12 protein-coding genes and 1 other RNA gene (1 of these 13 cut by a window edge) are annotated in these 10,924 nt (G+C 51.6%); 12 read left to right on the plus strand and 1 reads right to left on the minus strand.

What is annotated here, in order from left to right:
• Positions 1-100 precede the first annotated feature (100 nt).
• The 6 genes from rho (at position 101) to ACL02P_RS18695 (ending at position 5,351) form a co-directional block, all read left to right on the plus strand.
• Complete coding sequence (rho, locus tag ACL02P_RS18670; protein ID WP_412837846.1) at positions 101-1,465, plus strand: transcription termination factor Rho; 1,365 nt, start codon at positions 101-103, stop codon at positions 1,463-1,465.
• A gap of 57 nt (positions 1,466-1,522) precedes the next feature.
• On the plus strand, positions 1,523-2,791 hold the full coding sequence (locus ACL02P_RS18675) for a radical SAM protein (RefSeq protein ID WP_036646527.1): 1,269 nt from the start codon (positions 1,523-1,525) through the stop codon (positions 2,789-2,791).
• A 102-nt stretch (positions 2,792-2,893) separates the two neighbouring features.
• Complete coding sequence (gene rpmE, locus ACL02P_RS18680; protein ID WP_009226826.1) at positions 2,894-3,091, plus strand: 50S ribosomal protein L31; 198 nt, start codon at positions 2,894-2,896, stop codon at positions 3,089-3,091.
• A gap of 120 nt (positions 3,092-3,211) precedes the next feature.
• Positions 3,212-3,853 (plus strand): hypothetical protein, encoded by a 642-nt coding sequence (locus ACL02P_RS18685; protein WP_412837847.1) that lies wholly within the window; start codon positions 3,212-3,214, stop codon positions 3,851-3,853.
• Positions 3,854-4,101: 248 nt separating this feature from the next.
• Positions 4,102-4,419 carry a transposase gene (locus tag ACL02P_RS18690; RefSeq protein WP_016310860.1) on the plus strand — a complete coding sequence of 106 codons (318 nt, stop codon included), beginning with the start codon at positions 4,102-4,104 and terminating at the stop codon, positions 4,417-4,419.
• An 11-nt stretch (positions 4,420-4,430) separates the two neighbouring features.
• Positions 4,431-5,351: an IS3 family transposase gene (locus ACL02P_RS18695; protein ID WP_412838264.1), complete on the plus strand. Its 921-nt coding sequence runs from the start codon at positions 4,431-4,433 to the stop codon at positions 5,349-5,351.
• Between the two features lie 370 nt (positions 5,352-5,721).
• On the opposite strand, the gene ACL02P_RS18700 is transcribed toward ACL02P_RS18695, so the two are convergent.
• Positions 5,722-6,978, minus strand: a complete 1,257-nt coding sequence (locus ACL02P_RS18700; protein WP_412837848.1) for a stalk domain-containing protein — start codon at positions 6,976-6,978, stop codon at positions 5,722-5,724.
• Between the two features lie 186 nt (positions 6,979-7,164).
• Here ACL02P_RS18700 and ffs point away from each other — a divergent pair.
• From ffs to ACL02P_RS18730, 6 genes are all read left to right on the plus strand, one after another.
• Positions 7,165-7,431, plus strand: an RNA gene (ffs, locus tag ACL02P_RS18705) — signal recognition particle sRNA large type.
• Positions 7,432-7,557: 126 nt separating this feature from the next.
• A complete protein-coding gene (dnaX, locus tag ACL02P_RS18710; protein WP_028539106.1) occupies positions 7,558-9,327 on the plus strand; it encodes a DNA polymerase III subunit gamma/tau in 1,770 nt (589 codons plus the stop codon).
• Positions 9,328-9,424: 97 nt separating this feature from the next.
• Positions 9,425-9,736, plus strand: coding sequence for a YbaB/EbfC family nucleoid-associated protein (locus tag ACL02P_RS18715; protein WP_009226830.1), 312 nt, complete (start codon positions 9,425-9,427; stop codon positions 9,734-9,736).
• Positions 9,737-9,763: 27 nt separating this feature from the next.
• Positions 9,764-10,363, plus strand: coding sequence for a recombination mediator RecR (gene recR / locus ACL02P_RS18720; protein WP_016314604.1), 600 nt, complete (start codon positions 9,764-9,766; stop codon positions 10,361-10,363).
• A gap of 212 nt (positions 10,364-10,575) precedes the next feature.
• Positions 10,576-10,794, plus strand: coding sequence for a hypothetical protein (locus ACL02P_RS18725; protein ID WP_051135041.1), 219 nt, complete (start codon positions 10,576-10,578; stop codon positions 10,792-10,794).
• Positions 10,795-10,827: 33 nt separating this feature from the next.
• On the plus strand, positions 10,828-10,924 hold the start of the coding sequence (locus ACL02P_RS18730; RefSeq protein ID WP_016314602.1) for a pro-sigmaK processing inhibitor BofA family protein. Its footprint extends 167 nt past the window's final position; the window shows 97 of its 264 coding nt (coding positions 1-97); it begins with the start codon at positions 10,828-10,830; the stop codon falls past the right edge of the window.

A 10,924-nucleotide genomic window follows, 5' to 3' on the forward strand; every position in this document is an offset into this window, starting at 1 on the left:
GCGCATAAGTTGCCAAGGATAGGGCATAATAGGCGAATAAGTCTATCATTACGCGATACTTCATAGTTTTCAATAAAATTGAATAGGTGGTTATTTTAATATGGATCTTCAAATCGCCGATCTGGAAGGGATGAAGCTTACCGAGCTGTACAAGCTGGCGAAGCAATATCAGATCCCTTATTACGGCCAATTAAAGAAGAAAGAATTGATTTTTGCTATTTTAAGGGCACAGGCTGAACAAAGCGGTCTGATGTTTATGGAAGGCGTGCTCGAGATTTTGCCGGAAGGGTACGGTTTCCTCAGACCGATCAATTATCTGCCCAGCACGGAGGATATTTACATTTCCGCATCGCAAATCCGCAAATTTGATCTGCGCACCGGGGATCTGGTCTCCGGGAAGTGCCGTACACCGAAGGAAAATGAGAGGTATTTCGGCCTCCTGCAAGTCAACGCCGTCAACGGCGAGAACCCGGCCATTGCGGCGGAACGTCTGCATTTTCCAGCGCTGACTCCACTCTATCCGCAGACCAAATTGGTGCTCGAAACTTCCCCAAATCATTTATCCACCCGCATTATGGATTTGCTTGCCCCGGTCGGACTCGGCCAACGTGGTTTGATCGTGGCGCCGCCTAAAGCAGGGAAGACTTTGCTTCTGAAGGAAATCGCCAACAGCATCTCCACCAACAATCCCGACATTGAGTTATTCGTATTGTTGATCGACGAACGTCCGGAAGAGGTTACCGATATGCAGCGTTCGGTCAAAGGCGAAGTGATCGCTTCTACGTTTGACGAGCTGCCGGAGAACCATATCAAGGTGGCGGAGCTTGTGCTGCAGCGCGCTTTACGGCTAGTGGAGCACAAGAAGGACGTTGTGATTTTGCTCGATAGCATTACGCGTCTTGCCCGTGCCTATAACTTGGTGGTTCCGCCGTCGGGACGTACGCTCAGCGGGGGGATCGATCCGGCTGCGTTCCATCGTCCGAAGCGGTTCTTCGGCTCGGCCCGGAATGTGGAAGAGGGCGGCAGCTTGACGATTTTGGCAACGGCATTGGTGGATACCGGTTCGCGGATGGACGATATTATTTATGAGGAATTTAAGGGTACGGGGAACATGGAGCTGCACCTGGATCGGAAATTGGCGGAACGCCGGATCTTCCCGGCTATCGACATTCGCCGCTCCGGCACGCGGCGTGAGGAAGTGCTCCTGAGCAAAGAAGAGCTGGATACGATCTGGTCGATCCGGAAGAATATGACCGACTCTTACGACTTTGTGGAAGGCTTCCTCAAAAAGCTGCGCGAATGCAAGACCAACGCCGAATTCCTGGCTTCTTTTGATGTTTCCGGGAACAACCCTTCGGGTGGCGGCAACGGCGGGGCGCGTCGTCCGTTACGGTCGGGCTCTACCTCCTCACGGTCGAGTTCGGCTTCTACGGGCGCTGGCACCGCGCAAAATACTACGGTTTAAAGAGATCTCTCGGGGGCTTGCTTGGCTTCCCGCGATGAATACAAAGAGGAGAACAACATGTACTTAGTGTATGCAGATGAACAAGGACAGGTCTATGATCATCCGTCGCTGTACGGCTTAGCCCGCAGTGCGGATATGATCGTGGAGATTATGGAGGATGAGCTGATTCCGCTTCCTGAAGGGGCGACATTGGTAGGCTTGCCGTCCACCCGGCCGATCGGGATGGACCCGGAAACCGGCGAAATGAAGCCGCTCCCCGGGAATGTCCAGGCGGTCGGCGCTCTGCTTCCGCAAGGCTATACCCGTCTTTGTTTGCCGGGGTATGTGAAGACGGACAAGAATTATAAACTGCCTTTGTTCGGGTATTCTGCGGTGGTTTGGAAGGACGGTCAGTTTTACGTGACAGCGCGCCTGTCGGACGATCCCGAGAAGTGGAATCCGCTGAATTGTGATCCTCTTGAGCTCAAAAATCAAGTGAAAGCCTACACCTCCCGTTATCCGGAGAATCGGCTGTACGAACATTTATCGAATTGCGCGTTAGGTTATGAATGCCTAACCGCCTCCAATACGTTTTTGAACCGCTGGGAAGGGGCCGTCCCCGTCTCCTATTCCTGTAATGCGGGATGCTTCGGCTGTATTTCCGAGCAACCGGATGACAGCGGATTTGTTTCGCCGCAGACGCGGATGAACTTTCGCCCGCGTGTCGAAGAACTGGTGGAAGTGATGCTAGAGCATCTGAAGACTCCGGAGTCGATTATCAGCTTCGGCCAGGGCTGTGAAGGGGAACCGTCCACGCAGGCTAAGCTGATCATCGAGGCGATTCGCGAGGTGCGGCGCCAGACGGACATGGGGTATATCAATATCAATACCAACGCGGGGCTTACCGATCATATCCGCGGGATCGTGGATGCCGGCTTGGATCTAATGCGGGTCAGCACGATCAGCGCGTTGGACGATCACTACAACGCCTACTACAAACCGCGCGGCTATACGCTCGCGAATGTGGAGAAATCGTTGAAGTATGCAGCGGATCAAGGGGTCTATACCTCGATCAACTATTTGATTTTCCCTGGAGTTACGGACCGGGAGGAAGAAATCGAAGCGATGATTGATTTCGCCCGCCGCACCAATCTGAAACTGATTCAGCTGCGCAACCTGAACATCGACCCCGAAAGCTACCTGGAATTGATTCCGACGGCCAAAGGGGAGATTCTTGGGATGAAGCAGGCGATTGAGATTTTTCAGGAGGAGCTGCCGGACGTGGTCATCGGATCGTATACGCATGTGCCGCCGGCGGAATTGGCCCGTGTCAAAGTGGGCGGATAAAACAGGCAATTGCGTGAACGAGGGGCCCGTGCTATAATGCGATTATGTGTCATTATAACTCTGGGCACGACTGAGGCTCAGGGCGGAAAGAGGTGAAAGAAGATGAAAGAAGCAATTCAACCGAAATATTACGTGACTACTGTAACTTGCGCTTGCGGTAACACGTTTGAGACGGGTTCCGTGAAACAAGACCTGCGCGTTGAAATTTGCTCCAACTGCCATCCATTCTTCACCGGGAAGCAGAAATTCCTGGATGCTGGTGGACGTGTGGATAGATTCAAAAAGAAATACGGTATCTAAGATACCCTTGCACAAGCGAAATGACGAAGAACGTCTCTGCCAATCTGATGATTGGCGGGGGCGTTTTTTTCTTTTTCGGCGGTAATGATTGGGCCTATTAAGGGGAGGTGTACAGAACATATGGACTTCGATCAGGCGCATCGGTTGTGGTTGGACACGCATCGTAAACGCCGTTCGGGTGAACGGAAAGACCGATTGGAACGGGGACATGGGCATGGAGAGCAGCTGTTTTTGCGCAATGTATGGTGGCCTTTGCGGGGGAATTTGGACAACCTGAATCCGGAATACGAAATCGTCGATTGGCGGGGGCGGCCGTATTTTGCAGATTTTGCTTGGCTAACGGGGGCCGTGAAGCTCATTATTGAGGTGAAAGGCTTTGGACCGCATGTTCGCGATATGGATCGTACGATGTATAGCCGGGAGTTGAACCGGGAGGTTTTTCTGCAAGCGTTGGGGTATCGGGTTGTTTCCCTGTCCTATGACGATGTGGAACGGCAGCCGGAAGTTTGCATCATGCTACTTCGCATGCTATTAAGCAGATTTGAGTCGTCCCGGCAGACGGACAAGCTTCCCAGGCTGGCTTTGAAATCAGCGTTGCTGCAAGCAGTTCAGTTAGGCAGACCCATTCGCCCGAAGGATGTAGAGAGGCAGCTTGGCGTAAATCATCGGACCGCGGTGCGGTATTTACAGCATTGTGCCAGATGGGCTGGCTACAGGCGCGTTCCAGCGGTGAGTCGGGCCGGGTTCGGATGTATGAGGTGATACGACGGGATTGGGATGCGTTTGATTGGTGAGTGGATAATATGGGGCTTGGTCGCCTAACGGCTAACACAAAATTAAGCTTATGCTGCCACCCCTCGATACCCCGTCGCTAAGTGTAAAAGTGCAGTTGATTTGAGCGAACATGGAGTGATTTGCTTGGTGGAATGTAAAAGCCCTAAGGCCCCCTAAATAAACTGGAGTCCTCCCCTACAAGGATTTACAATGGAAATAAGGGAGAGGATTCAGTTATGGGAAAAGCCAAAGATGAATTTCGTTTAAAGGTAGTAAGAGAAGCACTGTCCGGGATTAAGGTGGGGGTGCTTGCCCGGTCGTATGACCTGCACCCAGAAACCATTCGAACCTGGATTCGAGCATACCGAGATCAGATTACAGATGTGGACACATCACTGCCAGACCAACACCTTCAAGAACTCAAACGACTTCAAGAGATTGAAGAAAAATACGAGAAAGCGATGAAAGTGCTTGGTGAGAAAGAACTCGAAAATGAGATCCTACGTGAACTCGTAAAAAAGAAAAACCCCGCTTATCTGAAAAACTTGAAGTAGCAGAACCGTTCATTAAGCGGGGGGAACCAACAGCTGTAGTTCTGCGGATTTTGGAAATTGCTGAATCGACATACTACGATCGAAAAAAGCGAGCTGCTACCCCAAAGACGGAGCCGTTACCAACGGACAAACGCGGTCGCCCTACACCTGGGTACTCTCTAACTGTTACAGGGATCCCCATTAGCGATGAACAGATTAAAGAGTGGCTCCTTGAGCTGCTTGAAGGCGAAGAACATGTCTACGGATATAAACTGTTGGGACAATGCATTCGGGATATTCACCAAGTCATAATTAACAAAAAGAAAACGTATCGTCTTTGCAAAGAACTCGGCATTCTGCAAAAAGCTCGCAAGCCTGTCACATCGCACCCGCGTACTCTCCCCAAGAACCGATTCATTACCGGTTCTAATCAATTGTGGCAAATGGACATCAAGTATGGATACGTTGTAGGACAGAAGCGCTTCTTCTTTGTTCTTAGCATCATTGATGTATTTGACCGCGTGGTGGTTGGGCAATATCGCGGGCGAACCTGTGAAGCCAAGCATGCCGTTCAAACGCTTATAAGTGCCCTAGAGCGCCGCATTCAGCCGGGTGAAACGTTCCCCGTGATCCGGACGGACAATGGGCCTCAATTTGTCAGCAAGTTGTTTGGAGATACCTGTGAGAGCTTGGGGATGACTCATGAGCGAATTCCCCCAAGGACTCCCAATATGAATGCCTATATCGAATCATTTCATAGCATATTGGAACGCGACTTGTTTAGCAGACGAGAATTTATGACGTTTGAAGAAGCGTTTATCGCACTTGATCAATATATGGACTTTTATAATTATCGAAGAATGCATGGTAGCCTGAAGCATATGGCTCCCATGAAGTTTTCGTTATGGGTCAAAATGCTAGAGGATACCTCAAAGTTCCATAAATCGATGTAAACACACAAGAAAATGAGCTGGACTGCGATAACACAAAACTTGTAGGTCAGGACTCCGGATTTAGGGGGCCTAGCCGAAAGCGCAGTTCGAAAGGGCGGAAAAGGCGGAATTCAGCCACAATAGGCGGAAATGGACTGCACTTTTGCAGTTAAAACGGCAAAATGATACTAAATTGGCGAAATGAACTGCACTTTTGCATTTCAGAGGGTCGCTGTTGCGATCAGGGGTCGGGGGACGGGAGGCGGTGTACAAATCAGCCGGTTGGCTGTCGCGATCGGGGACGGGAGGCAGTGTACAAACTAAAAAACAGGTCGAAGACGATAGCCGACCGCGGTCCGCCCTCAAATCTCCAACCTGCCTAGGATGATATCTACTTCTTAAACTCCACAGTTTCCTTCAGACTATTCCATTCTTCACTCTTGATGAGGCCCAGCCGCCATAAAGCGATGCCCTTCAAATCATAGCGCTTGGCCAGCCCGGTTAGCGTTTTGACGCTGGTTTGATCCTCGCTGTCCATATTTAACCCCAGGAGCAGCTTGCTGGCGCTTGTCTCTTTCAGAGCCAGGCGGATCGCTTCGTCCACTTTGTCTGCGGGTTGCGGCCGGCCGCTATTGTTTCCTTGGAGATAATCGTAAGCCATGATGACAATCTCGTCTGCCAGAGCCCCCAGTGTCTTATAATCATAGCCTTTATAGGACGAGTTCAACGGGTGCAGAGCCAGGGACAGCTTCAACCCAGCTGTTCGGGTTTGCTTAGACAATTCCTTCACGAAGCTGTTGAAAGCCTGGCGTGTCGCCGTCTTTTCTGTTGTTAAGCCCAGTCCTTCGAAATCAAGCATAATTCCTTGAAACGCCTTCGCTGTCGCAGCGTTCACCATATCGGTAATCGCCTGCTGCTGCAGGGCTGGATCCTCCAAGATCCGGGTCAGTTCGCCTTTCCCATCGCTGGCGAAGACCATCAGATACGGCAAGGTTCGTGCGGAGGCAGCGTCACTCACAAGGCTGTCCGCAGTCACGTTCCCTGCGGGTTGCGGGAGCCTAAACACGTCGCCCGTTTGCGTAAACTCCCCTTTCTCGTTGATCCGGCTCCAGCCGAAAGCGACAGCGTCCAGACTCGGAATCACCCCGACTTCCGAGAAGGAGGAGATGGCGTAGAACCCCAGCGTGTACATCCGTTCCTGCGGGGAGGCGATGGATACGGTCCGCGAAGCTTGGTCCCACCCGACCTGGGCTCCGAACTGCTGACTGAAGAAGCTGAGCGGAATCAGCGTATTGCCTCCAACGGACCGGGGCGCAACCGCCAATGGAACGGAGGTGTTGTTCACTTTCGCCGTTTTGCTGTTCAGCGTTAACTGCACATGAATGGCTTCAGCACCTGTGCCTTTGATCGCGGTGATCGTTTTGGAAGCTTGGTTCCAAGTGACGTTGATGCCGAGCGCTTCGGATATGGAGCGGAACGGAACCAGTGTCGTGCCGTTTACAATCATGGGTTCACCTGCAAAATCCAGCGGGTATCCGTCTAGCAAAATTCGAACCGGAGACGCCGCTTCAACCCGGTATGATTGCAAGCCGACCAAGCCGCCAGCTAGCAGGGCGATGCTCAGCAAGAGCTTCCCGATTATTTTCATTTGTTTCCCCTCTCTCACTCACTTCAATTTTCCCATTTCCTTATTCTATTAATATAGCAAAATATAACTAGAGTTGCATGAGCGCGCGCGCACAACCCAGTGATAGTCGAGGCATAAGCAAGGCAAATCCGCCAACTTCTTCCCTCCGGTTGCATTTTAGACAGGCATGAGCTATACTTAGTTTCACCGTGCTAGATGGGGAGGTAGCGGTGCCCTGTAACTCGCAATCCGCTATAGCGAGGTTGAAGTCCTGTTAGAGGTCTTGCCGATGTGAGGCCGGTCTTTACGGCAGACGTTGACGGACGGGTCCTCCGCAAGGAGTACCTGTGAACCTGGTCAGGTCCGGAAGGAAGCAGCCATAAGCAGTCCTACTCCTGTGCCGGAGGGCAGCCTGTCCCGAGTCTTGCCGTAAAGGTGCCGCTCGGATCGCAATGATCGATAACAGGTGCACGGTACATATTGGATCAGAATACATCTTTGTCTGCGGACAGGGGTGTTTTTTTTGTACATAGACCAAAAGGCTATAGTATAATAAGGGGACGACAACCGTCGTTTAAGGAAAGAAAGAGGTGCCGCAGAATGGAGCATATTGCGCTGTACCGGGCTTGGCGGCCGCAGTCGTTTCAAGACATGGTGGGGCAGCAGCATATCATTCGCACATTGCAGAATGCGATCCGTGAACAGCGGCTGTCGCACGCTTATTTGTTCAGCGGTCCGCGTGGAACTGGGAAGACCAGTGCGGCCAAAATTTTGGCTAAGGCGGTCAACTGTGAAAAAGGACCCGCAGCAGAACCCTGCAACGAGTGTGATGCATGCCGGAGAATCACGGCCGGTGCTGTCATGGATGTACTTGAGATTGACGCCGCTTCCAACCGGGGGGTTGAAGAAATCCGCGATTTGCGCGAGAAAGTGAAATATGCCCCTACGGAAGTGCGGCAGAAAGTTTATATTATCGATGAAGTCCATATGTTAACGACGGAAGCGTTTAATGCGTTGCTGAAGACTTTAGAGGAGCCGCCTCCACACGTCATGTTTATTCTGGCAACCACTGAACCGCATCGTTTGCCGGCTACGGTGATATCGCGTTGTCAGCGTTTTGACTTCCGCCGGGTATCGTTGGAAGAGCAAAGCGAACGGCTGCAGATGATCTGCGAGCAAGAAGGCATCGAAGCGGAGAAGGAAGCCATCGAGTATATCGCCCGATTGTCTGACGGCGGGATGCGGGATGCGTTAAGCATTTTGGATCAAATTGCTTCCTTCTCAGGGCGTAAGGTCTCTTATCAGCAGGTGCTGGACATGACCGGCGGCATCGCCTCCCGGCAGTTTGCAGAGCTGGCCAAAACGCTGCTTGACGGCGATATCGGCGGGATGCTGCAGATGATTGACGGCTTCATGCAGGAAGGCAAAAGCGCAGACAAGTGCATGGAGAACCTGCTTTACTATTTCCGTGACTTGCTGATGGTCAAAATGGTGCCGCAAGCGGACAAGTTGACGGAACGTGTGCTGGATCCACAGGATTTTGCGGAGATTGCCGAGGGCTTCTCCAAATCGCAGTTGTTCCGAATCATCGATACGCTGAACCACTATCAGACCGAAATGAAATATGCCGTGCAGCCCCAAACCTTGTTTGAGGTTGCTCTGTTGAAGATCTGTACGTTTGGCAAAGACGGCGCCGAAGAGCACCCAGCAGGGGCTCGCAGTGCTGGAACGGGAGGCGGAGCATCCGCTGATGCTGCTGAGGTCCAACAACTGCGGCGCCAGCTTGCAGACTTGGAGGCGAAGCTGGAGCGAGCGTTGCAAGGCGGGCTTGCCGCCGGTGGTTCCGCCTCGGGAGCGGGGGCTGGAGGCCATCGTCCATCGCGAAGCCCTGCGCCGCGCGTCGCCTCGAAAGCCAAAATCCCCGCAGGGATGGATCATTATCTAGCCAACCGCAATAGTCCGGAGTTCTTTGACATCCAGCAAAAATGGAATCAAGTACTCCAGGCTGTCAAGGATGCTAAAATTACAGTCCATGCGTGGTTCGTGAACGGAGAGCCTGTATCCATTCTGGAGGATAATGTGCTGGTGGCGTTTAAGAATGATATTCACCGGGAGACCACCGAGAAGCCGGCCAATAAACAAGTCATTGAAGCGGTCCTGGAGCGTCAACTGGGCAGACCGTATCACTTGGTCACCATGATGCTGAAGGATTGGAACGATGCGCTGCAAGGGGCGGGCGAACGGTCAGACGGTGAACCGTTCGAGCTGGAGCATCCGCTGGAGGAAGGCGCGTCTGGATCCGGGAAGGAACCTTGGGTGGACGAAGCGCTAAATATGTTTGGGGATGATCTGGTCGTCATCAAGGAATAACCCAACGAATGGCTTGGGATAGGCACCAGATTGTGGTTATATTTTTCCAATTATTGCATGATGTGCATGTAGACCAAATTAAGGAGATGTGAAGCAGATGAACAATATGAATCAAATGATGAAACAAGTGAAAAAAATGCAGGAGCAAATGCTCAAAGCACAGGAAGAACTGGCCAACAAAACCGTAGAAGGCAGTGCGGGCGGCGGAGTCGTTACCGTGCAGGTGAACGGTCACAAAAAAGTACTGAACCTGACGATCAAACCGGAAGCAGTAGATCCGGACGACGTGGAAATGCTGCAAGACTTGGTGTTGACTGCGGTGAATGACGCTTTGACGAAGGCGGAAGAATTGGCAAACCAAGATATGGGCAAATTTACAGGCGGAATCAAAATTCCAGGCCTGTTCTAATTCTAGGAACTGAAGGAGAAGGCCCCATTGTATTATCCCGAACCGATCGCGAAGCTGATCGATGCTTTTACTCATTTGCCTGGTATTGGGCCGAAGACGGCAGCCAGATTGGCCTTTCATGTGCTGAACATGAAGGAAGATGATGTCATTGATTTCGCTAAAGCGCTGGTCAGCGTGAAGCGGAACCTTCATTACTGCTCTATCTGCTGTAACATCACGGATACGGATCCGTGCCGGATTTGTCAGGATAAGACGCGGGACGCTTCCGTGATTTGCGTTGTGCAGGAATCTAAGGACCTGGTCGCCATGGAGCGGACGAAGGAGTTTGATGGCTACTATCATGTGCTGCAAGGGGCAATCTCGCCGATGGAAGGCCTGGGTCCGGATGATATCCGGCTGAAGGAGCTGCTGAATCGCTTAAGTGATGAACGAGTGAAGGAGCTTATCTTGGCAACTAACCCGAACATTGAAGGGGAAGCGACGGCGATGTATATCTCCCGTCTTGTGAAGCCCTTTGACATCCGCGTCACCCGGATTGCCCACGGGTTGCCGGTCGGCGGCGACTTGGAGTATGCGGATGAAGTGACATTATCCAAGGCGTTAGAAGGACGCCGAGAAATTAATTAGTCTTTTTTCTATCGCTTGAAACGAAAGAACTTTAAGCCCTGAATTCCGTTGGGGCTTAAGGTTCTTTTTGCTTTTTTCGACGATGCGAAGGTTCTAAGTTTGTCCTTTCCCCGATACACATGAAGTAAAAAACGGATGGGGAGGCGATTGGCTTGAAGATCTTGAAGCGCTGGGGAGTAGGGCGCTCGAACCTGGCTCACAGGAAAGATGCGATGGCATATAAGCGAGAACTGTATGAAGAAGTGATCAACGCATTAAAAGAGTGGGAGCGGGCCAGCATCGCTTTTCAGGAGGCGGTAGGGCATGATGAAGTGGACGTGGCGATCTACACCCTGGAGGCGGCTGAACGCAGGTATCAAATTCAACTGAAGGCGGCGAAGCAGGCAAAGGTCGATTGGGATGCCTTTCGGAATGGTTCATATTTTGGCTAAGCTCAAGACCATTTGATTATGAGGTGAGTGAAAATGAAGCTGGTACTGATCGGTACGTTAGTTGTGTCATCGGCATTGTTACTGTACATTTTATTTTCGCGTAAGATCGGTTTAGCATGGCTTTCCCGTT

Origin of the sequence: Paenibacillus sp. MB22_1, assembly GCF_047200555.1 — a bacterium.
Taxonomy (GTDB): domain Bacteria; phylum Bacillota; class Bacilli; order Paenibacillales; family Paenibacillaceae; genus Fontibacillus; species Fontibacillus phoenicis.